Below are 25,345 nucleotides of genomic sequence, written 5' to 3'. Positions count from 1 at the left end.
ACGATGAGCACCATCACCCTGGCGTCGAAGCGCCGCCGGTCGGCGCTTCGCACAGCCGCCTTCATGTCGCCCTGGTTGATCGGCTTCACGGTCTTCTTCGCCTATCCGCTGCTCTCGACCGTCTACTTCTCGTTCATGCACTACGACGGCTTCAAGCCGCCGACGTGGAGCGGCACGAAGAACTGGACGTACGTCTTCGAGCACTACCCCCTCTTCTGGCCCGCCCTGCGCAACACCCTGTGGCTGGTCGTCATCATGGTCAGCCTGCGCGTGCTCTTCGGGCTGGGCATCGGCCTGCTGATCACGAAGATCAAGACGGCCACGGGCGTCTTCCGCACCCTCTTCTACCTGCCGTACCTGGCCCCGCCCGTGGCGGCCACCATGGCCTTCGCGTTCCTCCTCAACCCCGGTACGGGCCCGGTCAACTCCCTCCTGGAGAAGATCGGCGTGCCGGCCCCCGGCTGGTTCAACGACCCCACCTGGTCCAAGCCCGCCCTCACCCTGCTCGCGCTGTGGGGCATCGGCGACCTGATGGTCATCTTCATGGCCGCGCTGCTCGACGTACCGACGGAGCAGTACGAGGCGGCGGAGCTGGACGGCGCGTCGGCCTGGCAGCGCTTCCGGTACGTCACGCTCCCGAACATCTCGCCCATCGTGATGTTCGCCGTCGTCACCGGCGTGATCCAGACGATGCAGTACTACACACAGCCCCTCATCGCCGGAAAGGTCGCCTCGGGCGTGATCCAGGGCGCGGGCACCCAGTTCGAGCCCGGCTACCCGGACAAGTCCACCCTGACCCTCCCCCAGCTCGTCTACAACCTCGGTTTCCAGCGTTTCGACTACGGCTCCGCCTGTGTGGTGGCACTGGTGCTGTTCGTCCTGTCGATGGCGTTCACCGCGTTGCTGATGCGGCGCCGGGGCGGTCTCATCCAGGCAGGTGACTGATGACTCAGCTACTCGACAAGCCCGTGGAGTTGACGGCGTCCGTCTCTCCCGCCGAACGCACCGCCCGCCGCCGGGCCGTGCTGGAATGGATCGCGGTCCACTCCATCGGTCTCGCGGCCGCCCTCTTCTTCACCCTGCCCTTCGTGTTCGTCGTGCTGACCTCGCTGATGAGCGACAGCCAGGCACTCAGCCGCGATCTGATCCCGCACAACTGGGAATGGGGCAACTACCGGAAGGTCTTCGACACGCCGGGCTTCCTGACCTGGTGGAAGAACACGCTGATCTACGCCGGACTCGGCACCGTCCTCACCGTCGCGTCGTCGATCCCGGTGGCGTACGCGCTCGCCAAGTTCCGGTTCCGCGGGCGGAACCTGTCACTCATGCTGGTGATCTCGATGATGATGCTGCCGCCGCAGGTGGTCATCATCCCGATGTACCTGTTCTGGGCGAAGCAGCTGGACCTGTCCGGCACCCTGTGGCCGCTGATCATCCCGATGGCCTTCGGTGACGCGTTCTCCATCTTCCTGCTGCGCCAGTTCCTGATGACCATCCCGAACGAGTACCTGGACGCGGCGAAGGTGGACGGCTGCGGCGACCTGCGCACCCTGCTGCGGGTCGTGCTGCCGATGGCGAAGCCGGGCATCGCGGCCGTCGGACTCTTCCAGTTCTTCTACGCCTGGAACGACTACTTCGGCCCGCAGATCTACGCCTCCGAGAACACGGCGGCCTGGACGCTGAGTTACGGCCTGGAGTCCTTCAAGGGCGCGCACCACACCGACTGGAACCTCACCATGGCCGCCACCGTGCTGGTCATGGCCCCCGTGATCCTCGTGTTCTTCTTCGCCCAGAAGGCGTTCGTCGAGGGTGTCACGCTCACCGGAGTAAAGGGTTAGCTGCATGAAACTCACCGTGGTCGGCGGAGGCTCGACCTACACACCCGAACTCATCGACGGCTTCGCGCGGCTCAGGGACACCCTGCCCATCGAGGAACTCGTGCTCGTCGACCCGGCGGCCGAGCGCCTGGAACTGGTGGGCGGTCTGGCCCGCCGGATCTTCGCCCGGCAGGGCCACCCCGGCCGGATCGTCACGACGGACGACCTGGACGCGGGCGTCGACGGGGCCGACGCGGTGCTTCTCCAGCTCCGTGTCGGCGGCCAGGCGGCCCGCGAGCAGGACGAGACCTGGCCGCTGGAGTGCGGCTGCGTCGGACAGGAGACGACGGGCGCGGGCGGCCTGGCCAAGGCACTGCGCACGGTCCCGGTGGTGCTCGACATCGCCGAACGCGTCCGCCGTACCAACCCGGACGCCTGGATCATCGACTTCACCAACCCGGTCGGCATCGTGACCCGCGCCCTGCTCCAGGCCGGCCACAAGGCGGTCGGCCTGTGCAACGTGGCGATCGGTTTCCAGCGCAAGTTCGCCGCCCTGCTCGGCCTCACCCCAACGGACATCCACCTCGACCACGTCGGCCTCAACCACCTCACCTGGGAGACCGGCGTACGGCTCGGCGGCCCCGAGGGCGAGGACGTGCTGCCCCGGCTGCTGGCCGAGCACGGCGACGCGATCGCCGCCGACCTGCACCTGCCCGGCCCGCTCCTCGACCGCCTGGGCGTCGTCCCGTCGTACTACCTGCGCTACTACTACGCGCACGACGAGGTCGTCCGGGAACTGCGGACCAAGCCGTCCCGGGCCGCGGAAGTGGCCGAGATGGAACGGCAGTTGCTGAAGATGTACGGCGATCCGAGCCTCGACGAGAAGCCGGAACTCCTCGGCAAACGGGGCGGCGCCTTCTACTCGGAGGCGGCCGTGGACCTCGCGGCCGGGCTGCTCGGCGGAGGCGGGAGCCCCTACCAGGTGGTGAACACCCTCAACCGGGGCACGCTGCCCTTCCTCCCCGACGACGCGGTGATCGAGGTGCAGGCGGCGGTGGGTCCCAAGGGCACCACCCCGCTGCCCGTGCCGCCCGTCGACCCCCTGTTCGCCGGCCTGACGGCGAACGTGACGGCCTACGAGGACCTGGCCCTGGAGGCAGCCCTGCGCGGCGGCCGGGACCGGGTGTTCCGAGCGCTGCTCGCCCACCCCCTCGTCGGGCAGCACGCGTACGCGGACGCCCTCACCGACCAGCTGATCGCACACAACCGGGAGCATCTCGCGTGGGCATGACCGCACGTGTCCTCGCCGTCGACGCGGGCAACAGCAAGACCGACGTGGCGGTGGTGGCGACCGACGGGACCGTCCTCGCCACGGCCCGCGGCGGCGGGTTCCGGCCGCCCGCGGTGGGCGTCGAGGAGGCGGTGGACACCCTCGCCGAGGCCGTGTCGCGGGCCTTCGCCGCCGCCGGGACCAGCTCGGTCGACCACGTGTCGGCCTGCCTCGCCAACGCCGACTTCCCCGTCGAGGAGGAGCGGTTGGCGGCCGCGCTGCGGGCCCGCGGCTGGGGCGCGAGCGTCGAGGTGCGCAACGACACGTTCGCGATCCTGCGGGCCGGCATCACCGAGCCGCGGGGCGTGGCGGTCGTCTGCGGCGCGGGCATCAACTGCGTCGGCATGCGGCCCGACGGGCGCACCGCCCGCTTCCCCGCGCTCGGCCGGATCTCCGGCGACTGGGGCGGTGGCTGGGGCCTGGCGGAGGAGGCGCTGTGGCACGCCTCCCGCGCGGAGGACGGCCGCGGCGGCCCGACCGCGCTGGCGCACACCCTGCCCGCCCACTTCGGGCTCGGTTCCATGTACGCCCTCGTCGAGGCGCTGCACCTGGAGGACGTCGAACAGGACCGCCGCCACGAGCTGACGCCGGTCCTGTTCGCCACGGCGGCCGCCGGCGACACGGTCGCCCGCGCGGTCGTCGACCGCCTCGCCGACGAGGTGGTGGCGATGGCCACGGTGGCACTGACCCGGCTGGAGCTGCTGGAGGAGGAGACGCCGGTACTGCTGGGCGGCGGCGTCCTGGCCGCTCGACACCCCCAACTGGACGACGGAATACGGGAGTTGCTGGCCGTACGGGCGCCGAAGGCGGTTCCCCTGGTGGTGGCGGCGCCGCCGGTGCTGGGAGCGGTGTTGCTGGGGTTGGACCGGGTGGCGGCGGGAGCGGAGGTGCACGAGCGGGCGCGAGCGTACTTCGGGTAGCGCACGCCCTCGCGTACGCCCTGGCCGGCGCGGGAACCGAACCGATTCCACCGGCGTATTCATGGAGAGGGGGTGGCGCGGGGCGCGGCTTCGTGCCGGAATACCGTCAAGCACACTGCGATCCCATCAAGATCCAGTGAAGGCCGGTGCGAATGTCAGTGTCGGCGGTGATACTTGCGACGACGGATGACCATGGGGGAGGTCAAACAGTGACACACCCGACGAAGAGCAGCGCGGCGCCACCACCGGGTCCGGGCGTGCCCACGATGCCGGCGATTCCGCCGCAGCCGGGCGGGCCGGGCCGGTCCCCCGCCGCCCCGCCGGTCGCCACGCCCGCGCCCGCCCGCCGCACCGCCTTCGCCGAAGGCCTCGACCGGCTGCGCGCGGGCGCCGCCACCGAGCCCGGCCGGCTGCGCGTCATCGGTGCCGTCGTCGCACTCCTCGTCGTCGCGTTCGGCGCCGTCACCGCCTGGCAGATGACCGAGCGGGCGGCCGCCGCCGACGACGTACTGCACAACAGCCAGCCCCTCAGTTCCGCCGCGGCCGACATCTACCGTTCGCTCGCCGACGCCAACACGGCCGCCTCCAGCGGCTTTCTCGCCGGCGGCGAGGAGACGGCCGCCACCCGCACGGTGTACGAGCAGGACATCGACAGCGCCGCCTCGGGGCTGGTCGAGGCGGCCGCCAACTCCGACCCCGGCTCCCCCGCGGCGAAGACCATCGCCCGGCTCAACGAACTGCTGCCGCAGTACAAGGGCCTGGTCGAGCAGGCCCGCACGTACAACCGCCAGGGCTTTCCGGTCGGCGGCGCCTATCTGCGGTACGCGAACGAGAAGATGCAGAAGGAGATGCTCCCGAAGGCGGAGGATCTCTACACCAAGGAGAACCAGCGCCTGAGCGCCGACTACGGCGACGCGACGCCCTACCCGTGGATCGCCATCGGTCTCGGCGTGCTCGCGCTGGCCGCGCTCGGCTGGGCCCAGCAGCGCAACTACCGGCGCACGAACCGGGTGCTGAACCACGGCCTGGTCGCCGCGACGGCCGGCACCACGGTGGTCCTGCTGTGGCTCGTCGTCGGCCACAGCCTCGCGCGCGCCGGCCTCGACGACTCCTACGACCACGGCGTCCGCTCCCTCAACGTGCTGCACGACGCCCGCATCGCCTCCCTCAAGGCCCGCGGCAACGAGAACCTGACGCTGGTGGCCCGCGGCGCCGAGACCGTCAAGGTGGGCGGCGAGACCCTCGACTCCTACGACGTCGACTTCGGCAAGGACATGGACACCCTCGGCAAGGGCCTCGCCGCGGCCGCGAAGCTCGCCGACGACCGGTCCGGGCAGCAGCCGGTCGCGACGGCCGAGAGCAACATGACGGAGTGGAAGAGACGCCATGCCTCGGCCCGCGATCAGGACGACAACGGCAACTACGAGCGGGCGCTGGCCCTGGTGATCGGCGCCAAGGGCGCCACCGGCGAGTGCTTCGCGGGAGTCGACAAGAACCTCGACAGGGCCCTGCAGCACGAGGAGGCCGAGTTCAAGCAGGCGGCCGGTGACGGCCGGAACGCGATGACCGGGCTGCCCGAGGGCGCCGCCGTGCTCGCGCTCCTGGGCGCGGCCGGCGCTCTGCTGGGTATCGGGCGCAGGCTTTCGGAGTACCGGTGAAAGGGGGCGTGACCATGCGCGCGCGACGCTTGCGGGCCAGCCTGCGCGGCTGGGGCGGGGTGGGTGCGATGGCGGTCGTCTGCGCCCTCGCGGTGGTCTTCACGCTGCTGCTGCCGCTGACCCAGTCGCGCGGCGACGGCAGTACGGGCACCGGCGGTCCGGGCCTCGCCCGCGGCAGCCAGGTACGTGCCGACGACCACTGCGCGGACCCCGCGATCAAGAAGGCCCCCGAAGAGCAGACGCTGTCCCCGTCCGGCGCGGACGGGGACACCATCGCGAAGATCAAGGCCCGCCCGGGCGAGAAGCGCAAGCTGATCGTCGGCGTCGACCAGAACAGCTACCGCTGGGGCTACCGCAATCCGAACAGCGGCCCGTCCGGCGACCTGGAGGGCTTCGACATCGATCTGGTGCACCGGATCGCCCAGGAGATACTCGGCGACCCGGACGACGTCGTGTTCAAGGCCATCCCCACCAACCAGCGCATCCCGGCCCTGCAGAGCGGCAGCGTCGACATGGTCGTCCGCACGATGACCATCTCCTGCGACCGCCTCGACGACGTCGCCTTCTCCGCCCCCTACTTCAAGACGGGCCAGCAGGTTCTGGCCCCCCGGTCCTCGGACATCAGCGGGTACGACGACACGCTGGCGCACAAGAGGATCTGCACGGCGGCGGGTTCCATCGCCAACACCCGGCTGACGGCGGACCACGACGCCAAGAAGCTGATCGCCTCCGCCGTCGTCGTCCCGCCCGTCCCCAACCAGCTCGACTGCCTGGTCAGGCTGCAACTCGGTGAGGTGGACGCCGTGGTCACCGACGGCGCGCTCGCCGCGAGCCAGGCCGCCCAGGACCCCACGGTCGAGCTCAAGGGTGGCACCTTCACGGACGAGTACTACGGCGTGGCCATGAACCGGGGCGCCGACGACCTGGTGCGCCGGGTCAACCAGATCCTGGTGGACTACCGCAAGGACACGACGGACGGCTGGCAGGCCTCGTACGACAGATGGCTGTCGGCCACACTGAACAAGGACTCGACGAAGTCGGAGCCGCCCCCGCCGGTGTATCTGCGGACGAGCTGACGGACCGCACCACCCACACACCGGCACCACAACCCACAGCAGCGAGAGGTGATCGATGGGCGTCACGGACCCCGCCGGGCCGGTGATGGACCGGGACGAGGTGGACCGTGCGCTGGCGCGGCTCGGCGCGGAGCACGAGGCCATCGAGACCTCGCTCCTCGCCCTCCAGGACCACGCGGGCCGCAGACTCCTCGAGGGCGCCGACCTCACCGGCACCACCAAGGAGCGCTGGGCCACCGCGGACGCGTCGATCACGCTGCTGTGGGCGTACTTCGACGCGTACACGGACGCGCTGCGTTCCGCCCGTGACATCCGCTCCCGCCGCCGCTGGTCCAGCCGCGAGGACCTGGCGGAGCTGACCGAGCTGCTGCGGGGCGAGTCCGTCACGGTTGCGGGCTCCACCACCGCCACGGCCAACGCGCCGACCCTGCATGGCGGTTCGGGGCGACTCAGCGAGCGGTTCTCGCTGGTCACCCTCGTGGACCGGATGAACGAGCTGTACGCGACCTCGCTCGACATGGTCGTCGCCGCCGACGCGGTCTGGTCGGCGCTGCCCGCCCGGATAGACCTGCTGGCCGCGGAGCTCCAGCGCACCCGCCGGCTCGCGCACTCCGTCGGGGTGCGCCCCGGCGAACACCCCGCGGGCGACGACCTGGAGCGCATCACACGCGTCCTGACGTCCCTGCGCGAGCAGGTGGTGTCCGACCCGCTCGCCTTCTGGGTCCGCGCCGAGGGGCGAAGCACCGCGCCGGGCGGCGGCAGGCCGGACACCACGGTGTACGACCGTGAGGCGCGTGCCCTGGAGGACGTGCGCCGGGAGATCGACGCGGTGCTCACCGTGCGGCAGGACGCGGAGCAGCGGCTCGTGCGGCTGCGGGACGTGCTCAGCCGCGCCGACCGCACGCTCGCCGAGGCGCGCACGGCGCGCGGCGAGGTCCTCGCGAAGATCGCCGCCACCGAGGTGCCCGTGGTCAGCGGCCCGCCGACCGTGCTCCAGGAGCAGTTGGCGACGGCGGCGGACTACCGCAGACACGCCCAGTGGCACCGGCTGTCTCCTCTCCTGGAGTCCCTGGAGCGGAAGGCGGAGGACGAACTGCTGCGCGCCCGCGAGTCGTTGACCGCGGTCACCCAGCCGCTGGCGGTCCGCGCGGAGCTGCGCGGCCGTCTCGACGCCTACCGGGCGAAGGCCGCCCGGCACGGGCTGGCGGAGGACTCGCTGCTGATCGAGCGGTACGACGCGGCGCGGCGCATGCTGTGGAGCGCGCCCTGCGACCTGCGGGTGGCCGAGCAGGCCGTGCTGCGCTACCAGCACGCGGCCGCCGAACAGCTCGGCGCCCCGCGGCTGCCGGAGCAGGGCGGGCCACAGGACCGGAGGGGACCGGGCCGTGAGTGAGAAGGGGGACGCAGCGTCATGACCGATGCACAGCAGACCTGTCAGCGGCCCGGCTGCGACGGGGCGTACGAGGACATGGGCGGCGGCGAACTGTACTGCGACACCTGCGGTCTCGCGCCGGTCGTGTCGGTGAGCGGCCCGGCCGGATCGCCGTCCTCCGGTGTCGGCGCCGCCGGGGGGAGCTCCCGGGGTTCGGGCAGCACCGGCGCGCGCGTCGGCAGCCGCGGCAGTTCCCGTACGTCCTCGCAGTCGTCGAAGTCCCGGCGCTCGGTGTCGGGCCGGCTGTCGCGCTCCGTGTCGGGCCGCTCCACGGGCCGTTCGGTGTCGGTGCGCAGCTCCGGCTCGGCCTCCGGTTCGTCCACCCGCGGCCGACTCGGCGCCGGTCTGGTCGAGGTCCCCGGGGTGCCGCGGCCCGACCCGCGCGCGATGGTGCTGGAGAACCCGGAGGTGCCCGAGCGCAAGCGGTTCTGCTCGCGCTCCGACTGCGGGGCGCCGGTGGGGCGTTCGCGGGGTGAGCACGCCGGGCGCACGGAGGGCTTCTGCACCAAGTGCGGCCACCCGTACTCGTTCGTCCCGAAGCTGAAGGGCGGCGACGTCGTCCACGGCCAGTACGAGGTCGTGGGCTGCCTGGCGCACGGCGGTCTCGGCTGGGTCTACCTGGCGGTGGACCGCGCGGTGTCGGACCGCTGGGTGGTCCTCAAGGGCCTGCTCGACACCGGCGACCAGGACGCGATGGCCGCCGCGATCTCCGAGCGGCGCTTCCTCGCGGAGATCGAGCACGCCAACATCGTGCGGATCTACAACTTCGTGGAGCACCTCGACCAGCGGACGGGTTCGCTGGACGGGTACATCGTCATGGAGTACGTCGGCGGCAAGTCCCTGAAGGAGATCGCCAACGGACGCCGTACGCCGGACGGCAAGCGGGACCCGCTGCCGGTGGAGCAGGCCTGCGCGTACGGCATCGAGGCCCTGGAGGCCCTCGGGCATCTGCCGCCGCAACCTGCTGTACTGCGACTTCAAGGTCGACAACGCGATCCAGACCGAGGACCAGCTGAAGCTGATCGACATGGGCGCGGTGCGCAGGATGGACGACGACGAGTCGGCCATCTACGGCACGGTGGGCTACCAGGCGCCGGAGGTCGCGGAGGTCGGCCCGTCGGTGGCGTCCGACCTGTACACGGTCGCCCGCACGCTCGCGGTGATGACCTTCGACTTCCAGGGCTACACGAACGTCTTCGTGGACTCCCTGCCCGACCCCGACCACATCGAGGTCTTCCGCCAGTACGAGTCGTTCTACCGGCTGCTGGTGCGGGCCACCGACCCCGACCCGGGCCGCCGGTTCGCCTCCGCGCAGGAGTTGTCCGAGCAGCTGACGGGCGTCCTTCGCGAGGTCGTCTCGCTCCAGACGGGGAAGGCGCGGCCCGCGCTGTCCACGCTGTTCGGTCCCGAAGTGCGGGTCACCGACACGGAGTTGTTCCCGAGACTGGACGGCGAGGTCTCGAGACTGGGGGCGCGGGTGGTGCGCGCCAAACGCGGCGCCGCCGCCCCGGCCACCGCCTCCGCCTCCCCGGCCCCGGGCACCGCTCAGGCTCCGGGCGTTCCGCCGGCACTCGCCGGGCAGCCGTCCCCCGGCTCCGCGAGCATCGTCAGAATCGTCGACGCCGCCGCGGCGGCCCTCGCCCTGCCCGTGCCCCTGGTGGATCCGGCCGACCCCAACGCCGGGTTCCTGGCGGCCCTGCTGACCACCGCGCCGGCCGAACTCCTCGGGGCCCTGGCCGGGGCGCCGGCCCAGTCGACCGAGACCCGGCTGCGGCAGATCCGCGCCTGGCTGGAGAACGGCGACGCGCACGCGGCCCTCGAAGCCCTGCGGAGGCTCGAGGAGGAGCGGCCCGACGACTGGCGGGTCGTCTGGTACCGGGGCGTGGCCGCGCTGGTGACCGGCGACCACGAGGGCGCCGCGCTCGCCTTCGACGCCGTCTACGACGCCTTCCCGGGCGAGCCGGCACCGAAGCTGGCCCTCGGCCTGTGCGCGGAGGTGCTGGGCCAGCTCGACAACGCCGCCGAGTACTACCGCCTGGTGTGGTCGACCGACCCCAGCTATGTGAGCACCGCCTTCGGGCTGGCCCGCGTCCAGCTCGCGACGGGCGACCGCCGAGGCGCCGTACAGACACTGGAGTCGGTGCCGGAAAGCTCCATCCACTACACGGCGGCGCGGGTGGCGGCGGTCCGCGCACGGCTGCGTCAACGCACGGCGGTCGCCGGTGACGTACCGTTTCTGGACGACCTGGTGGCGGCCGCGGGGCAGGTCGAGGCGCTGGACGCCTACGGTCTGGATCCGGCCCGCCGTGAGCAGTTGTCGGCCGAGGTGCTCGGCTGCGCGCTGGACTGGATACTCTCCGGGGGCCAGGGTTCCGCCCCTGCCCCGCTCTCGGCTCCGGCCGGGCAGGGGGACCCCCATGCCGCCGGGGGGCGGACGCTGCTCGGCAGCGACCTGGACGAGCGGGGCCTGCGCTTCGGCCTGGAGCGTTCGTACCGCACGCTGGCCCGGCTCGCCCGCGGCGGCGAGGAGAGGATCGACCTGGTGGAACGAGCCAACCGTTACCGCCCCCGGACGTGGGTGTAGTTGATGTCGCAGATGCCCCAGTTGTCCGCCTGCCCGAGCTGCGAGGAACCACTCGAGTCGGGTGACCGTTTCTGCGGTGCGTGCGGATACGACCTGTCCGCTGTCACCGCACGGCCGGACGACAACCCGACCATCGCCATGAACGGCTGGACACCGTCCGCGGCGGAAGCCGACCCGTCCTGGCCCGTGGCCCCCGAGCCCGGCAGCTCCGGCCGTCCCGCGCCGGTGCACCTGCCGACGGATCTCCAGGGCACCGACTCGGGCGGCGGCGCGCTGCCCTCGGCCGTACCGCAGCAGCCGGCCCCTGTCACGGGCTCACCGGTCTCCCCCGCCTCGGGCGTACGGTTCGACCGCGGGCCGGAACCCGAGGAGTACCCGCTGCAGGCGCCCGACCCGCGCGCGACCGCCGAACCGCCGACGCCGGCCGCGGGCACCCGGGTGTGCGTGGCCTGCCGGGCGGGCCGGGTCGACGACGACGGCTACTGCGAGAACTGCGGGCACGCCCAGCCGCGCGAGCGCGACCACATGGAGCAGGAGGCCGGCCCGGTCGCCGCGGTCAGCGACCGCGGGCTGCGCCATCACCGCAACGAGGACGCCTTCGCCCTCGGCACCACCGTGCTGCCGGACGGCTCCCCCGTGCTCCTGTCGGTCGTCTGCGACGGCGTGTCCTCGGCGACCCGCCCGGACGACGCCTCGCTCGCCGCGTCCCGGGCCGCGAGCGAATCGCTGCTGGCGGCCCTGCCGGCCGGCACGCATCCCCAGCAGGCCCTGCACGACGCGATCATCGCGGCCTCGCACGCCGTCAACGCGCTCGCCGAGGAACCGGCCACCGCCCGAGAGCACGCCCCGCACCAGAACGCCCCCGCCTGCACCTTCGTCGGGGCGGTGGTGACCGCCGGGCTGCTGGTCGTCGGCTGGGTCGGTGACAGCCGCGCCTACTGGGTCCCGGTGGACCGCGCCGCACCCCCGGCCCGGCTCACCGAGGACGACTCGTGGGCCGCGCAGATGGTCGCCGCCGGTCTGATGAACGAGGCGGAGGCGTACGCCGACGAGCGCGCCCACGCGATCACGGGCTGGCTCGGCGCGGACGCCTACGAACTGGAGCCGCACACCGCTTCCTTCAAGCCGGACCGGCCCGGTGTGGTGGTGGTGTGCTCCGACGGACTGTGGAACTACGCGGAGGCGGCCGAGGAGATGGCCGAGGTCGTCCCCCTGGACGCCGCGGTGCGCCCCCTGCACGCCGCCCAGGTACTGGTCGGTCACGCCTTGGACGGCGGGGGCCACGACAACGTAACAGTGGCGCTCCTGCCGTTCCCTGCCCCGCCGCGGGGGGCAGGATCGGCGTAGGCCCCGTCTTCGGACTCCCGTCCGCCCCACCAGGCCCCTGTAGGCACGCTCGCCGCAGGGCCGCTCGCCGGGCGACGACGGGAATCCGACGACATGGCCGAGGGCCGCGTACGGGGAAGCCCGGACGGACCGGTGGGGACCGGTCCGTCCTCAGTCATCGCTCCGCTTCGGCGGAGTACGAGGGGGATGTGAGCAGGCATGGCCAATTTCTCGAAGTCGAACGTGCCGCAGTTCGCGGTGGACGTCTACCAGAACGAGTTCCTGCCGGAGGGCGGCCGCGAGGTCAGCGCCATCGTCACGGTGACCGCCACCGGAGGCGGCACCGTCGGCAGCGCGGCCGCGACGCCCCACCACTACACGCCCGGACAGGGCCCCTCCGCGGCCGTGGCGATCATGGTCGACTGTTCGGGCTCGATGGACTACCCGCCGACGAAGATGCGCAACGCCCGCGACGCCACGTCGGCGGCCATCGACACCCTGCGCGACGGCGTGCACTTCGCGGTGATCGGCGGCACCCACGTCGCCAAGGAGGTCTACCCCGGCGGCGGGCGCCTCGCGGTCGCCGACGCCACCACCCGCGACCAGGCCAAACACGCGCTGCGCAAGCTCACCGCGACCGGCGGTACGGCCATCGGGACCTGGCTGCGCCTCGCCGACCGCCTGCTGTCCTCGGCGGACGTCGGCATCCGCCACGGCATCCTGCTCACCGACGGCCGCAACGAACACGAGTCGCCCGAGGACCTGAAGAGCGCCCTGGACTCCTGCGCCGGACGCTTCACCTGTGACGCCCGAGGCGTGGGCACCGACTGGGAAGTGAAAGAAGTCACAGGGATCGCCTCCGCCCTGCTCGGCACCTCCGACATCGTCGCCGACCCGGCCGGTCTCGCCACCGACTTCACGCAGATGATGGAGACGGCGATGGGCAAGGAGGTCGCGGACGTGTCGCTGCGCCTGTGGACTCCGGTCGGCACGGCGGTGAAGTTCGTCAAGCAGGTCGCACCCACCGTCGAGGAACTCACCGACCGCCGCACCGAGGCGGGCCCGCGCTCCGGCGACTACCCCACCGGCTCCTGGGGGGACGAGTCCCGTGACTACCACGTCTGCGTCGAGGTTCCGGTCGCGGGCCTCGGCCAGGAGATGCTCGCCGCCCGGGTCGCGCTGGTCGTGCCGCAGCCCGACGGCAGCGCCCACAACCTCGGCGCGCAGGGTCTCGTACGGGCCGTGTGGACCGACGACATGGTCGCGTCGACGTCCATCAATCCCCAGGTCGCCCACTACACCGGGCAGGCCGAACTGGCACAAGTCATCCAACAAGGGCTGGATCTCCGCAAAGCGGGAGACTTCGACGGAGCAACGGCCAAACTGGGTCGGGCCGTTCAGCTCGCGGGCCATTCCGGAAACGCGGATACTGCGAAACTGCTTGCGAAGGTGGTGGACGTGGTCGACGCCGCGACAGGTACTGTGCGACTGAAGGCGAAGGTCGCGGAGGCCGACGAGATGACGCTCGAAACTCGGTCCACAAAGACTGTTCGTGTAAAGAAGTGACCTGGTACGTCACGAGCCCGACCCTCCCGGGGTTGGAGAAATCCGGTCGAAAGGCCGGAAAAGGAGAGGGGGAAGCGCCGACATGCCGACATGCCCGAACGGACACCAGTCGGGTTCCGACGACTGGTGCGAGGTCTGCGGTCACCGCATGGCCGGTGCCGTGCCCCCGCCCCCTCCGCCCCCTCCGCCCCCGCCGCCCGGCGGCGGTTACGGCTTCCCGCCCCAGGGCCAGCCCGGCGGTCGGCCGCACCTGTCCGCCGTGCCCGACCACGAGCCGGAGCTCTGCCCGCAGTGCCGTACGCCCCGTGAGGGCGGCGCGCCGTTCTGCGAGGAGTGCCGGTGGAACTTCCTGACGAACACGGCGACTTCGTACACCCCGGCCGCCCCGCGCCCGCAGGCGCCCGGCCCCGGCCAGGCCCCCCGCTTCCAGCAGCCGCCCGGACCGTCCTACGGCGGCGGTGACTCCTACGACTACCAGAGTTCGCGCCCCTCGCAGATGAACCGGCCCGCCGAGCCGATCCCGCCGTACGGCGGGGACCCCTCGCGCCCCGCCGGCCCGCAGGGCGGCCCCGGTGGTTACGGCGGCCCCGGTGGTCCCGGCCAGGCCGGCCCTCCCGGTGGCTACGGCGGCCAAGGGGGCCAGGGTGGGCAGCCCGGCTATGGCGGTCAGGGTGGCCCGGGCGGGCAGTCCGGCTACGGCGGCGACCCGTCGCGGCCGGTTCCGCCGCCGCCCGGACCCACGCAGGGCGGACCCGGCGGGCAGGGCGTTCCGCAGGCGTACCAGCCGTCCGCTCCCATGGGTCAGGGCGCCCCGACCGGCTATCCGCAGGAGACCAGGCGCCCCCAGCAGGGCGGTCCGTCCTTCGGCGGCGGTGACGACGACTGGGTGCTCCCCCCGCCGTCCGCCACCGCGCCCGGCGGCGGCTACGGCTATCCGCAGCCCGGTTCGGGCCAGGCCCCGCCCTCGCCGCCCAACCTCGGCTTCCCGCAGCAGCCGGCGACCTGGACGGCGACCATCGGCCCGGACCGCGAGTACTTCATGGCGATGATGCACCGCTCCGGCCCCGAGGCGGCGGGCCTCAACCTGCCCGCGTACTCGCCGGAGCAGCAGCGCACGCTCACCGGCAACCAGATCACCATCGGCCGCCGCCGCCACTCCACCGGCGACACCCCCGACATCGACCTGTCGGTGCCGCCGGAGGACCCGGGCGTCTCGCACCAGCACGCGGTCCTGGTCCAGCAGCCGGACGGCAACTGGGCGGTCGTCGACCAGAACTCGACGAACGGTACGACGGTCAACGGCTCGGAGGAGCCGATCCAGCCCTTCGTCCCGGTGCCGTTGCAGGACGGGGACCGGGTGCACGTGGGTGCGTGGACGACGATCACCGTCCGCCGGGGCTGACCCGCCGTCTCAGCGGAGGGGCCAGGTGTACGGCCCCTCCGGATCGTCCAGCCAGGCCCACTCGTGTGCGCCGTCGACCGTGATGCCGTACCGCTCGCGCCTCGGCATGTCCTCGCGCTCCCACAGTTCATATGCCTCCCGCGGTTCGAGGGCGCCGCGCGTCAGGGCCAGCAGGAAGCGGAACAGTTCGTGGTCCGCGGCCCGGCGGGGCACCCCTTCCGGCCGCCTCGGTTCCGTCTCCGGCTCCGTACGGTCCGCGCCGCGCAGGGGCACGAAGTAGGCGGGTGTGTGCAGGAAGCGGCCCTCGGCGTGCCCGGCGTTCCGCACCGTCAGGGCGATCAGTCCGGTCGCGAGCGGGGCGAGGACACGGGCGCCGGGGCGGCACTGGGCCGGCCAGGCGAGCGGGATCGACGGCAGGGTGCAGGTCGCGATGATCCGGTCGTAGGGGGCGCGTTCGGGCACTCCACGGGCGCCGTCACCGGTGACGACGGCCGGGTGGTGGCCCGCCGCGGCCAGATGCCGTCGCGCCGACTCGGTGATCTCCGGCTCCAGGTCGACGGTGGTGACCAGGTCGTCGGCACCCAGTCGGTGGGCGAGCAGGGCCGCGTTGTAGCCGGTGCCCGCCCCGATCTCCAGAACCCGGTCACCGTCCCGTACGCCCAGTTCGACCAGCATCATCGCCATCAGGGAGGGCTGACTGCTGGAGGAGACCAGCTCGCCGTCGCGCAGCCGGGTGGCCAGCGGCGCGTCCGCGTAGGCGCCGCGCAGCCAGCGCTCGCGGGTGCCCGGGTCCGGGCTCTCGCCCCAGCGCCGTTCGTAGCCGCCCCGGATGCCGACGTAGTAGTACGGCACGAAGAGATGGCGCGGGACCGCCTCGAACGCCTGCCGCCAGACCGGGTCGGCGTCCCAGGCCCCGCTCGCGTCGATCTCGCGCACCAGGGCGGCCCGCGCCGAGAGGGCGAGGCCGGACAGGTCCCTGTCGAGGGCGTGAGCGCTCATACGTCCACTGTGCTGCGGGACGCGGCGCGAGGCGAGCGCCGGAACCGGCCGATCCGGAATCACCTGGTCCGCCGGAGATCGGCCGATCTGGAACCAGCAGGTCCGCGCGGGGCGATCGCCCGGTTCCGGGGGCGGTCCGGGGGCAGGTCCTAAGCCCCAAGTCCTCGGTCATCCCGTCTGAGACCATGGACGGGTGAAAGAGATCCGGCGCGGCACGCTTCAGGAGCAGACCTTCTACGAGCAGGTCGGCGGGGAGGACACCTTCCGTCGCCTCGTCCACCGTTTCTACGAGGGAGTCGCCGAGGACCCGGTCCTGCGGCCCATGTATCCCGAGGAGGATCTGGGTCCGGCCGAGGACCGTCTCACGCTGTTCCTGATCCAGTACTGGGGCGGTCCGACGACGTACAGCGACAACCGCGGCCACCCGCGGCTGCGGATGCGCCACGCCCCCTTCACCGTCGACCGCGCGGCGCACGACGCCTGGCTGAGGCACATGCGGGACGCCGTCGACAGCCTCGGCCTGTCCGAGGAGCACGAGACGACGCTGTGGAACTACCTGACGTACGCGGCCGCCTCGATGGTCAACACCCCGGACTGACACGCTCGTAGGCGCGTGTGCTGCGTGGCAGGTGGCCCGAAGCGGGGGCGTGATGCGCGGGCCCCAAACGGCGGGGCGTGATGTTCGGGGCTGACGCGCGGATTCCGGTCGTAGAACGCCGGATTGCGGTCACAATACGGTCAAGGCCGGTCTACAAGCGCTTACCCCTGCCCCGCCGCCTCTGACAACATCGCCCGGAGTCGGACATCGGCGGGGGGCCGGGTGACGGGGGTTACGGGGTTCGTCGTGCTGCGGGCGCGGGCACACCGCCTGCTGCTCGCCGCCGCGCTGCTCACCGTCCTGCTGACGACGGCCGTGCTGGCGACGCTGACCGCCTACTCGGGCGCGATCGGCGACGCGGCCCTGCGCCACTCCCTGAAGGACCCCCGCAACGCCGCCGACACCGCGCTGATCGTCAAGGCCGACGTGCCGGCCGCCGGTCGCGCGGCCGCCGGTCGCGCCGTACGCGAGGGAGCCCGGCAGATCTTCGGCGGACTGCCGGTGACCGTGCGGACGCTGGTCCGCTCGGGCCCGTACGCCCTGCCGCGCCCGCCGAGAGCCGAGCGGTCCGAGAACCCCGACCTGACGTACTTCGCGGCGCTGGACCGGACACAGGTGCGGGTCGTCGCCGGACGACTGCCACGGCCCGCCGACGATCCCTCCGGTTCCGGCGAGAGGGTCGAGACCGCCCTCCCCCGGACCGCCGCCCGGGCCCTCGGCCTGGCTCCCGGCTCCCGCCTCACCCTCGTCGACCGGCTCGGCGGCCCGAGGACTCGCGTCACGATCACCGGCCTGTACGTGCCCGCCCGGGCGGACGCGACGTACTGGCAGCTCGACGACCTGCGCGGGCGCGGAATCACCGAGGCCGGCTTCACGACGTACGGACCGATGCTGGCCGATCCCGGCGTCCTGAGCGGCGACAGGGTCAGCGCCGGGCGGTCCGCGTGGCTGGTCTCGGCCGACTTCTCGGCCCTGACGACCGGACGGATCGACGCGCTGCGGGAGGCGGCCCGCGCCGGGAGCGCCGCGCTGCGCAAGCAGCCCGCGCTCAGCGGTACGACGGCCGCGGGCACCGCACTGCCCGAGGTCCTCGACCGGGTCGACCGTTCGCTGCTGGTCTCCCGTTCCACGCTGGTGATCGTCGCGCTCCAGCTGGTGCTGCTCGCGGGCTGTGCCCTGCTGCTGGTGGCCCGGCTGCTGAGCGCCGAGCGGGCGGGCGAGACCCGGCTGCTCAGAGCGCGCGGTGCCGCCCGGTCCCGGATCGCGGGGCAGGCCGCCCTGGAGGCCCTGCTGCTCGCCGTCCCCGCGGTGCTCTGCGCTCCGCTGCTCGCGGGGCCGCTGACCGGGCTGCTGGCCGGGCAGGGGCCGCTGGCCCGGATCGGGCTACGGCTGGAGGTACCGGCCGGCGGGGGCACCGAGGTGTGGCTCGTGGCGCTGGGTACGGCACTGGGATGCGCGCTGGCGGTGACGCTGCCCGTGCTGAGCTCCGACGGGTTGGGCTCCGGACGGCTGCGGGCGGCGGCGTCCTCCCTCGCGCCCGGGCGGGGCCGGACCGCGCCCCCGGTCACCTCGGGGCGGGCCCGGGCGCTGCCCGGCGCGGTGCGCGGGGGCGCCGACGTGGGGTTGCTGGTCGTGGCCGGTGTCGCCTACTGGCAGCTGCGCCGCCAGACGTCGGGCGTGGTCACGGAGGACCTTTCCCGGTCTCGGCCCGGCTCGGGCGGGGGAACCACCGTCGGCACCCCCGGCATCGACCCGCTGCTGGTGGCCGCGCCGGCGCTCGCCCTGCTGGCCGGGACGGCGCTCACCCTGCGGCTGCTGCCACCGGTGGCCGGGCTGGCCGAACGCCGGGCGGCCGGCGGTCGCGGTCTGACCGCCGCGCTGGCGGGCTGGCAGCTCAGCCGCCGCCCGATGCGCGGTGCGGGCCCGGTGCTGCTGCTGGTCCTCGCCGTCGCGCTGGGCCTGCTGGCGATCGGGCAAGGGGCTTCCTGGGACCGCTCGCAGGACGACCAGGCGGACTTCCGGGCCGGAGCGCCGGTGCGTGTCCTGGGCACCGGGGAGAGCGGCCCGGGCCGCACCGACGAGTACGCGGCCGTCCCGCACGTACGGGAGGCCGCCCCCGCGGTCCGTGCGACGCTGCCGCTGTCCGGCAACCGCACCGCGACCGTGCTCGCCCTGGACACCGCCCACGCCGCGGACGCCGTGCTGATGCGCCCCGACCTGGCCGCCGACCCGATGCGCCCCCTGCTGGCGGAGCTCGCCCCGAAGGGGGCGACAGCGGGCGCCGAGGTCCCCGCGGGCACCGCCCGGCTGCGGCTGACGGCGACCCTGCGCAGCTCGGACCGCGCCGCCGCGGCGGACGTGACCGTCACGGTGGAGGACAGCCATGGCACCCCCTACCGGCTGCCCGCCGGTGAACTCCCCTCCGACGGCCGCCCGCACGCCCTGGACCTCACCGTCTCCCCGGGGCCGCTGATGCTCACGGGCCTGGAGCTGGTCATGCCGCAGCCGTTCGGCCGGCCGCGGCAACAGCGCCTGTCCCTCGACGCGTTGACAGCCACGGACACCCACGGAACGGTACGGCGGCTGCGGCTTCCCACCGCCTGGACGGCTGTGGCGGAGAGCGACGCGGATGCCTCGTCCGGGGACACGAGCACCCTGCCGACCCGGCCACGCGCGAGCGGTTCCGGGCCGCCGGCCATCGCGTACGGAACGGGCTATGTGCCGCGCGAGCAGACGTGGGGCGTCTCGACGCTGACGGTGCGCATGCAGGTGGCTCAGCCCGCCCGTCCGGAGGTCACGGCCGTCGCCACCGACCGCTTCCTCGCCTCGGCGGGAGCGGGGGTCGGTCAGCGCGTGGACGTGACGTTCGGTGCCCGTGAGGTGCCGGTGCGGATCGTGCGCTCGGTCCGGGGGCTGCCGACCGCGGCCGAGGAGGAGAGCGGGGACGTGAGCGCGGAGCCCGGAAGTTCCGTGAACGGTGGGAGTGGCGACACGGCCGGTGGCGGTGCCCTGCTCGTCGATCTGCGGTCGGTGAACCGGGTGTTGGAGGCGCGGTACGGCGAGGGCGTCACGCCCACCGAGTGGTGGCTCGCAGCCGATCCCGGCGAGGCCGCCGGGGTCGCCGCCGCCCTGCGGGCCCGGCCGGACCTGGATCCCGCACAGGTGGTGGTGCGGGACGAGATCGCCGCGCGGTTGCGTGACGACCCGTTCGGCGCGGGCCCCGAGGCCGCGTTCACCGCGGCGGCCGGGGTGGCGGCGGCGCTGGCGGCGGTCGGGTTCGCGGTGAGCGCGGCGGGCTCGCTGCGGGAGCGGGGCGCCGAGTTCGCGGTGTTGCGCGCCCTGGGCGCCCCGCGCCGCCGGCTGGCCCGCACGATCGCCGTCGAGCACGGGGTGCTCGTGGCGTTGGCGCTGCTGGTCGGCGCGGCCCTGGGGACCCTGCTGACCCGGGCCGTGGTCCCGCTGGTCGTCCTGACCTCGGAGGCGAGCCGGCCGGTGCCGCCGGTACTGGTCGAGCTGCCGCTCGCGCCGGCCGCCGCCCTGCTCGCGGCCGTGGCGCTCACTCCGCTGCTGGTGACCGTCGCGCTCGCGCTGCGGCGGACGGACCAGGTGGCCTCGCTGCGAGAACAGGGAGGTGAGTGAGATGAAGGCGGCCGTCCCCGCACGGGTCGTGGCTCCCTGGGTTCGCACCCGGCTGCGGGCCGCTCCCGGCGCAGCCGTCGCCCTCGCCCTCCTGGTGGCGCTGACCGCGTGCCTGGCGTCCGCGTTCCCGCGGGCGGTGGACCGCTACGAGGACGCGGGCCTGCGCCGGTCCCTGGAGCAGGCCCGGCCCGACCGGACCACCCTGCAGCTGTACGCCGAGATGTCCGACGCCGATCCGACGGCGGGCGGGTGGGACGAGGCCATGCGCCCCGAGGTCCTGGGCCGCCAGTACGCCCAGGTCCTCGCCACGGTCCGGCCGCCCCTGGTCGTCGACCGCGACCAGTCGACGTACGGCGTGCGCACCGCGAAGAACCTGGTCGCGCTGGACCGCTGGCTGCCCATGCCGAGCGGGCTGCCCGCGCGGGTGAGCCTCTTCGCGCAGCACGGCCTGGCCGACCACGCGACGATCCGCACCGGCCGCCTTCCACGCGCGGACGGCCGCGTCACCTCGACCACGGCCGAGGTCGAGGCCGCTGTCACCGCCGAGACCGCCGAGCACCTGCACATCAAGGTGGGTTCGGTGCTCCACGTACCCGTCACGCAACGCGCCCCGCTCGCCCTCCGCGTCACCGGCATCCTCACCCCACGCGACCCCGCCGGCGCCTACTGGTCCACCCAGCCCCTGCTGCGCGCCCCCTCGCAGGCCCGGGAGCCCAACTCCGGCCCCGAGCCGGACACGTACTGGCTCGGCGCCCTGCTGCTCGCCCCCGAAGCCGCCCCCGTCATGCCGGCGACGGGCGGAGAACCCTGGCGCTACTGGCAGCTGGCCCCTTCCCTCAGCGGCCTGCACGCCCACGACGTGCGGCGCCTGCGGTCCGCCGTGGCCTCCCTGGAATCCGGCCCGGGCCTGCGCGGGATCCGCTCGGCGACCGGCCCCCTCACGAACGTCGGCACCAGCCTCGACGACGTGCTCGCCGCCTACAGCCGGCTGCGGGCGGGCGTCGGCCCACTCGTCGAGGTGGCCGCGTTCGGCACCGGCACGGTCGCCGCCGTGGTCCTCCTGATGGCGGGCGGCCTCGCCGCCGACCGCCGCCGCCCCGAACTCGCCCTGCTGCGCGCTCGCGGCGTCTCCCTACGGGGCATGACCGGCCGGCTGCTCGCCGAGACCGCCGTGGTCGCCCTGCCCGCGGGCGCCCTCGGCCTCGCGGCCGCGCTGCTCGCGGTGCCCGGCGGCCGCGTCGCACCCGCGATCACGGCGGCGGCGGTGGTCACGGCCACCGCCTGCGCCACGCTGCCCCTGCGGGCCGCGGCCGCGCACCGGGGGGTACGCGTGCACGGCGGCCGCGGCGACGTGACGTCCGTACGGCCGTCCCGGCGCCGTACGGTCGCCGAGCTCACCGTGGTGGTGCTGGCGGCCGGCGCGGTGGAAAGCCTGCGCCGGCGGGGCGCGGCGGGCTCGGCCGGCGACGGGCTGACCTCCCTGGCGCCGGTGCTGGTCGGCGTCATCGCGGCCCTGGTGCTGGTCCGCCTCTACCCTCTGCCGCTGCGCGGACTGGCCCGCCCGGCCGAGCGGCTGCGGGGCGCGGTGGGTCACCTGTCCCTCGCCCGCGCGGGCCGCACGTCCGCCTCGACGGCACTGCCCCTGCTGGCGCTGCTGACCGCGCTGACCACGGCGGCCTTCGGCGGCTCGGTCCTCGCGGGCGTGCGCGAGGCCCGGGACCACGCGGCGCTCCTCGCCGTCGGCGCGGACGCCCGCATCGACTCCTACGACCCGCTCCCGGCCGCCCTGCCCGACCGCGTCCACCGGACCTCCGGCGTGCGCGGCCTGACCGAGCTGAGCATCGCGTACGAGGCCCGGCCGAACGGCGCAGGGCAGCCGGTACCCGTGGTGGGAGTCGACCCCGGCGCGTACGCGGAGCTGGCCCGGCACACGGACCTCGGACCCTTCGGCGCACGGGAGTTGCGGCGACGGCCGGCCGACACGCAGGCGCCCCTGCCCGCCCTGGCCTCCCCGACGGTCGCCGAGGCGTACGGCACGCGGCCCTTCCCCGTGCTCCTCGGCGACGGCACCTCCGTCACCGTCCGCGTCACGCTGGTCCGGGATCGGACACCTGCGGTGTCCGGCGCCGACTTCCTGGTGGTGGGCCGCGCCGGGCTGAGCCCCGCCGCGGCCCGTCCGACGGCCCTGCTCCTGACCGGCGACCACCTGGACGCGGGCGCGCTGCGCCGGACGAGCGGCGCCTTCGGAGCCGTACACCTGCGGTCCGAGGAGCGCGCGCGATACGTCGACTCGCCCCTCCAGTCCGGCGCCGAACGCGTCTATACGGCGGCGGTCGCGGTCGGCACCGGTTACGCCGTCCTGGCCCTGCTTCTCGCCCTGCTGCGCGCCGCCCCCGAACGTGCCGCCCTGCTGGCCCGCCTCCGCACCATGGGGCTCATCCGCGCCCAGGCCCGCCGCCTCCTCGTCCTGGAGTCCCTCCCCCAGGCCGTCGTCGCCGCGGCGGGCGGCGCACTGACCGGCTGGGCGACCATCCGCCTCCTCTCCCCCGGCGTCGACCTGACCACCATTGCCCTGGCCTCCGTCCAAACCGTCTCCGACAAAGCCGAGTTGCAGGCGGACGCCCTGTCCTTGACGGTCCCGGCCCTGTCGGTGCTGCTGTTGGCGGTGGGCGTCGCGGTGGGGCAGGCGTGGTGGTCCGGGCGGAGGGGCGCTGTGCGGGAACTGAGGGCGGGGGATGCGCGATGAAGTGCCCCGGTGACTGCCGCGCCTGCGGGGCACCGAACCTGTCCGCGAACCCCCGCCCAGGAGACCGCCGATGACGACGAACCCCACCCTCGCCGACCTCGCGCACCGCGTGGCGGAAGGTCGCAACCGCCCCGCCTACGGCCACGACGCCCTCATCACCTGCGACCGTCTGGTGCGCGTCTTCAGCATGGACGGCATAGAGGTCCAGGCCCTCCAGGGTCTCGACCTGCTCGTCCGCGAGGGCGAACTCATGGCTCTCGTGGGGGCTTCCGGCAGCGGCAAGTCCACGCTCATGAACATCCTCGCCGGGCTCGACACGCCCACCGCCGGCGCGGCCCGGGTGGCCGGCCGCGATCTGCTCGCCATGACCGCCAAGGACCGCCTCGCCTATCGCCGGCACGTCGTCGGCTTCGTGTGGCAGCAGACCTCCCGCAACCTGTTGCCCTATCTGACCGCGGCCCAGAACACGGCCCTGCCGATGCGACTGGCCGGCGACCGTCCCCGCGGAGCCCGCCGGGCCCACGCCGAACGCGCCCTGGAGCTGCTGGAGTTGCTGAACGTGGCGGACTGCCGCGATCGCCGCCCGCACCAGATGTCGGGCGGCCAGCAGCAACGCGTCGCCATCGCCGTGGCCCTGGCCAACAACCCCGCGGTCCTGCTGGCCGACGAACCGACCGGCGAACTCGACTCCCACACCGCGGAACAGGTCTTCGCCGCCTTCCGCACGGCCAACGAACGTCTCGGCACCACCATCGTCATCGTCACCCACGACCAGGCGGTCGCCGACGAGGTCCGCCGCACGGTGGCCATCCGCGACGGCCGCACCTCCACGGAGGTTCTGCGTCGCCACCAGGTCGACGCGACGACCGGCCACGAGACGGTGGTCGCCCGCGAGTACGCCATGCTCGATCGCGCGGGCCGCCTCCAGCTCCCCGCCGACTACACCGAGGCCCTGGGCATGCGCGACCGGGTGGCCCTGGAACTGGAACCGGACCACATCGGCATCTGGCCGGACGACAGCGAACAGGGCTGACCACAGCGATCAGGTGAGTAGGTTCCGGTCCCGCATGTGCCGGTGGCGGTGGCGGTACCAGTCGCTGTACCAGTGCTGGCAGAGGGCAGGCGGTAGGACCGTGTTCAGCGGACGCTGACGTCCAGGGTCCCAAGCCCCGCCCTGCGTACGGCGATCGATCCGTAGGGCGTGCGCAGCCTGAGCCATGCCCCCGACGAGAACAGCCCCAGCGGCGCGTCCTCGGGAGCCCGGGTGCTCTCGGAAACGGCGGAAGGCCGGAGGAAGCCCAGCGACTGGGCCGCGTGCACGGCCCGCACGGTCAGCGGGGTGTCCCCGACCGTCCGGGACCAGATCTCCCGCCCGACGCGGTCGAGTTCGGACCGCGTGCGCTGCTCGGGCGCCAACTCCTGCGTACGGGAACGGAATTCGGCGACCGCGGCGGCGACCATCGCGCGCAGGCGCTCCGGCTCCGGCAGACCTGGCTCGGCCCGCCAGCCACCCCGCGGCGGCAGCACCCCGGCCCACGGCGGACCTGTCACCGCGGCCGGAACGGCGGCCGTGGCCGCGGACTCGTCCACCGCCTCCAGGAGTTCACCGGCGGACACCGTCACGTCCAGGCTCACGTCGAGCCCGTTCTCGTACGGCTTGGCGAGCCGCACCGCGCGGACCGCCAGCACCTCGAAGGACGGCGGCCGCCCGAAGACGGCGAGCGCGGTCCCGGCCGCCTGGAGGCGCACCGCGGCCGCACGGTCGTAGTGGATCAGCCGGGAGAGGAAGGCCGCGAGGTCCGCGGCCTCCCCCACGTCGGCGAGGTGGAGCACCGTCATGCGGCGACGGCCTCCTCCTCGTCGTCGTCCCGGTATTCCGCGAGGAACTCCCGTTCCTCCGCGGTGATCCGGCGCGGCCGCTGCGCCTCGAAGTCGAACGGCACGATCACCGTCAGGGCCCGGACGTAGACCTGGTCCGGGTCCTTGACCTCGTACGTGAGCGTGAAGGAGGCCGCCCTGATCTCGGTGACCCACAGCTCGATGTCCACGGGCGAGTGCCGGTGCACGAGCTGCCGCTTGTAGTCGATCTCATGCCGCGCCACCACGGACCCCTGCTGGAAATCCTTGTCCGGGCGGAACAGGAAGTCGATACGGGCTTCCTCCAGGTACCGGAGGAAGACCACGTTGTTGACGTGGCCGTACGCGTCCATGTCCGCCCAGCGCAGTGGGCAGCGGTAGATGTGCCGCAAGAG

Annotated in this window: 17 protein-coding genes and 1 pseudogene; 15 read left to right on the top strand and 3 right to left on the bottom strand. The window is 73.5% G+C overall.

The features are described from left to right. Window positions 1-3: 3 nt before the first annotated feature. From OG985_RS30210 to OG985_RS30160, 11 genes and pseudogenes are all read left to right on the top strand, one after another. Window positions 4-945, top strand: a complete 942-nt coding sequence (locus tag OG985_RS30210) for a carbohydrate ABC transporter permease (protein ID WP_371671503.1) — start codon at window positions 4-6, stop codon at window positions 943-945. Beyond that, on the top strand, window positions 945-1,838 hold the full coding sequence (locus OG985_RS30205) for a carbohydrate ABC transporter permease (RefSeq protein WP_371671502.1): 894 nt from the start codon (window positions 945-947) through the stop codon (window positions 1,836-1,838). The genes OG985_RS30210 and OG985_RS30205 overlap by 1 nt, the downstream gene beginning before the upstream one ends. 4 nt (window positions 1,839-1,842) lie before the next feature. After that, window positions 1,843-3,108 (top strand): 6-phospho-beta-glucosidase, encoded by a 1,266-nt coding sequence (locus OG985_RS30200; protein WP_371671501.1) that lies wholly within the window; start codon window positions 1,843-1,845, stop codon window positions 3,106-3,108. Further along, window positions 3,099-4,067 carry an N-acetylglucosamine kinase gene (locus OG985_RS30195; protein WP_371671500.1) on the top strand — a complete coding sequence of 323 codons (969 nt, stop codon included), beginning with the start codon at window positions 3,099-3,101 and terminating at the stop codon, window positions 4,065-4,067. The genes OG985_RS30200 and OG985_RS30195 overlap by 10 nt, the downstream gene beginning before the upstream one ends. A 266-nt stretch (window positions 4,068-4,333) precedes the next feature. Then, window positions 4,334-5,725 (top strand): hypothetical protein, encoded by a 1,392-nt coding sequence (locus OG985_RS30190; protein WP_371674535.1) that lies wholly within the window; start codon window positions 4,334-4,336, stop codon window positions 5,723-5,725. A 14-nt stretch (window positions 5,726-5,739) separates the two neighbouring features. Continuing rightward, on the top strand, window positions 5,740-6,801 hold the full coding sequence (locus tag OG985_RS30185; RefSeq protein ID WP_371671499.1) for a glutamate ABC transporter substrate-binding protein: 1,062 nt from the start codon (window positions 5,740-5,742) through the stop codon (window positions 6,799-6,801). Between the two features lie 55 nt (window positions 6,802-6,856). Beyond that, the gene (locus tag OG985_RS30180; RefSeq protein WP_371671498.1) at window positions 6,857-8,194 is read left to right on the top strand and encodes a hypothetical protein; all 1,338 of its coding nucleotides are present in this window, start codon (window positions 6,857-6,859) and stop codon (window positions 8,192-8,194) included. A gap of 18 nt (window positions 8,195-8,212) precedes the next feature. Continuing rightward, window positions 8,213-10,817, top strand: a pseudogene (locus OG985_RS30175) (tetratricopeptide repeat protein). After that, a complete protein-coding gene (locus OG985_RS30170; RefSeq protein WP_371671497.1) occupies window positions 10,818-12,164 on the top strand; it encodes a protein phosphatase 2C domain-containing protein in 1,347 nt (448 codons plus the stop codon). It abuts the pseudogene before it with no gap. Between the two features lie 198 nt (window positions 12,165-12,362). Next, complete coding sequence (locus OG985_RS30165) at window positions 12,363-13,709, top strand: VWA domain-containing protein (RefSeq protein WP_371671496.1); 1,347 nt, start codon at window positions 12,363-12,365, stop codon at window positions 13,707-13,709. An 82-nt stretch (window positions 13,710-13,791) separates the two neighbouring features. Further along, the gene (locus OG985_RS30160) at window positions 13,792-15,111 is read left to right on the top strand and encodes an FHA domain-containing protein (protein ID WP_371671495.1); all 1,320 of its coding nucleotides are present in this window, start codon (window positions 13,792-13,794) and stop codon (window positions 15,109-15,111) included. 9 nt (window positions 15,112-15,120) lie between these two features. Here OG985_RS30160 and OG985_RS30155 read toward each other — a convergent pair whose 3' ends face one another. Next, window positions 15,121-16,110: a methyltransferase domain-containing protein gene (locus OG985_RS30155; protein ID WP_371671494.1), complete on the bottom strand. Its 990-nt coding sequence runs from the start codon at window positions 16,108-16,110 to the stop codon at window positions 15,121-15,123. 193 nt (window positions 16,111-16,303) lie between these two features. Here OG985_RS30155 and OG985_RS30150 point away from each other — a divergent pair, with 193 nt between their 5' ends. The 4 genes from OG985_RS30150 to OG985_RS30135 all read left to right on the top strand — a co-directional run bounded on the left by OG985_RS30150 (window position 16,304) and on the right by OG985_RS30135 (window position 24,126). Beyond that, window positions 16,304-16,708: a globin gene (locus OG985_RS30150; RefSeq protein WP_371671493.1), complete on the top strand. Its 405-nt coding sequence runs from the start codon at window positions 16,304-16,306 to the stop codon at window positions 16,706-16,708. A gap of 222 nt (window positions 16,709-16,930) precedes the next feature. Further along, entirely contained in the window at window positions 16,931-20,347 is a 3,417-nt protein-coding gene (locus tag OG985_RS30145; protein WP_371671492.1) for an FtsX-like permease family protein, read from the top strand. Between the two features lies 1 nt (window position 20,348). Then, complete coding sequence (locus OG985_RS30140; RefSeq protein ID WP_371674534.1) at window positions 20,349-23,093, top strand: ABC transporter permease; 2,745 nt, start codon at window positions 20,349-20,351, stop codon at window positions 23,091-23,093. Between the two features lie 70 nt (window positions 23,094-23,163). After that, window positions 23,164-24,126: an ABC transporter ATP-binding protein gene (locus OG985_RS30135; protein WP_371671491.1), complete on the top strand. Its 963-nt coding sequence runs from the start codon at window positions 23,164-23,166 to the stop codon at window positions 24,124-24,126. Between the two features lie 104 nt (window positions 24,127-24,230). Here OG985_RS30135 and OG985_RS30130 read toward each other — a convergent pair whose 3' ends face one another. Together OG985_RS30130 and OG985_RS30125 are read right to left on the bottom strand one after the other, a co-directional pair. Further along, complete coding sequence (locus tag OG985_RS30130; RefSeq protein ID WP_371671490.1) at window positions 24,231-24,932, bottom strand: hypothetical protein; 702 nt, start codon at window positions 24,930-24,932, stop codon at window positions 24,231-24,233. Next, complete coding sequence (locus OG985_RS30125) at window positions 24,929-25,342, bottom strand: acyl-CoA thioesterase (protein ID WP_371671489.1); 414 nt, start codon at window positions 25,340-25,342, stop codon at window positions 24,929-24,931. Before OG985_RS30125 ends, OG985_RS30130 begins: the two co-directional genes overlap by 4 nt. Between the last annotated feature and the right edge of the window lie 3 nt (window positions 25,343-25,345).

Source organism: Streptomyces sp. NBC_00289 (assembly GCF_041435115.1).
Lineage (GTDB): Bacteria > Actinomycetota > Actinomycetes > Streptomycetales > Streptomycetaceae > Streptomyces.
This window is presented reverse-complemented; position numbering and strand designations above follow the sequence as displayed.

Bases quoted from the DNA above. Each gene is read 5' to 3' on its own strand.
- OG985_RS30210 (WP_371671503.1), top strand. From the start codon at position 4: ATGAGCACCATCACCCTGGCGTCGAAGCGCCGCCGGTCGGCGCTTCGC.
- OG985_RS30205 (WP_371671502.1), top strand. From the start codon at position 945: ATGACTCAGCTACTCGACAAGCCCGTGGAGTTGACGGCGTCCGTCTCT.
- OG985_RS30200 (WP_371671501.1), top strand. From the start codon at position 1,843: ATGAAACTCACCGTGGTCGGCGGAGGCTCGACCTACACACCCGAACTC.
- OG985_RS30190 (WP_371674535.1), top strand. From the start codon at position 4,334: ATGCCGGCGATTCCGCCGCAGCCGGGCGGGCCGGGCCGGTCCCCCGCC.
- OG985_RS30185 (WP_371671499.1), top strand. From the start codon at position 5,740: ATGCGCGCGCGACGCTTGCGGGCCAGCCTGCGCGGCTGGGGCGGGGTG.
- OG985_RS30180 (WP_371671498.1), top strand. From the start codon at position 6,857: ATGGGCGTCACGGACCCCGCCGGGCCGGTGATGGACCGGGACGAGGTG.
- OG985_RS30165 (WP_371671496.1), top strand. From the start codon at position 12,363: ATGGCCAATTTCTCGAAGTCGAACGTGCCGCAGTTCGCGGTGGACGTC.
- OG985_RS30160 (WP_371671495.1), top strand. From the start codon at position 13,792: ATGCCGACATGCCCGAACGGACACCAGTCGGGTTCCGACGACTGGTGC.
- OG985_RS30155 (WP_371671494.1), bottom strand. From the start codon at position 16,110: ATGAGCGCTCACGCCCTCGACAGGGACCTGTCCGGCCTCGCCCTCTCG.
- OG985_RS30140 (WP_371674534.1), top strand. From the start codon at position 20,349: ATGAAGGCGGCCGTCCCCGCACGGGTCGTGGCTCCCTGGGTTCGCACC.
- OG985_RS30135 (WP_371671491.1), top strand. From the start codon at position 23,164: ATGACGACGAACCCCACCCTCGCCGACCTCGCGCACCGCGTGGCGGAA.
- OG985_RS30130 (WP_371671490.1), bottom strand. From the start codon at position 24,932: ATGACGGTGCTCCACCTCGCCGACGTGGGGGAGGCCGCGGACCTCGCG.